Consider the following 1065-nt stretch of genomic DNA (forward strand, 5'->3'; position numbering starts at 1 on the left):
GAAGCCAAGACCGCCGAGACCGAACTCGAAGTCGTCGAAGGCATGCAGTTCGACCGCGGCTATCTCTCGCCCTACTTCGTCACCAACGCCGACAAGATGGTTGCCGAGCTCGAGGACGTCTACATCCTCCTGCACGAGAAGAAGCTGTCCAACCTCCAGGCCATGCTGCCGGTTCTCGAAGCCGTCGTGCAGACCTCGAAGCCGCTGCTCATCATCTCGGAAGACGTCGAAGGCGAGGCTCTGGCCACGCTGGTCGTCAACAAGCTGCGTGGCGGCCTGAAGATCGCCGCCGTCAAGGCGCCGGGCTTCGGTGATCGCCGCAAGGCCATGCTGGAAGACATCGCCATCCTCACCGGTGGCCAGGTCATCTCGGAAGACCTCGGCATCAAGCTCGAGAACGTCGGCCTCAACATGCTCGGCCGCGCCAAGAAGGTGTCGATCTCCAAGGAGAACACCACCATCGTCGACGGCGCCGGCAAGAAGGCCGAGATCCAGGGCCGCGTCGCCCAGATCAAGCAGCAGATCGAAGAGACCACCTCGGACTACGACAAGGAGAAGCTGCAGGAACGTCTCGCGAAGCTCGCCGGCGGCGTTGCGGTGATCCGCGTCGGCGGCGCGACGGAAGTCGAAGTCAAGGAAAAGAAGGACCGCGTCGATGACGCCCTCAACGCGACCCGCGCGGCCGTCGAAGAAGGCATCGTTGCAGGCGGCGGCGTCGCGCTGCTGCGCGCTTCGGCCAACATCAAGGCCACCGGCGTCAACGCCGACCAGGCCGCCGGCATCAACATCGTTCGTCGTGCGCTGCAGGCTCCGGCCCGCCAGATCGCGGCCAACGCCGGTGCGGAAGCATCGATCGTTGCCGGCAAGATCCTTGAGAACAAGGGCGCGACCTTCGGCTACAACGCCCAGACCGGCGAATATGGCGACATGATCGCCCTGGGTATCGTCGATCCGGTCAAGGTTGTGCGCACGGCTCTGCAGGACGCGGCCTCGGTCGCCGGCCTGCTGGTCACCACCGAAGCCATGATCGCGGAGGCTCCGAAGAAGGAGTCGGCTGGCGGCGGC

The 1065-nt window shown here is 64.9% G+C and carries 1 protein-coding gene; it reads left to right on the forward strand.

The annotated features are described in order from the left end of the window. On the forward strand, window positions 1–1065 hold a 1065-nt coding region (groEL, locus tag EOB49_RS34050), incomplete at both ends, for a chaperonin GroEL (RefSeq protein WP_127383516.1).

This window comes from Mesorhizobium sp. M7A.F.Ca.MR.148.00.0.0 (assembly GCF_003997735.1).
GTDB lineage: Bacteria > Pseudomonadota > Alphaproteobacteria > Rhizobiales > Rhizobiaceae > Mesorhizobium.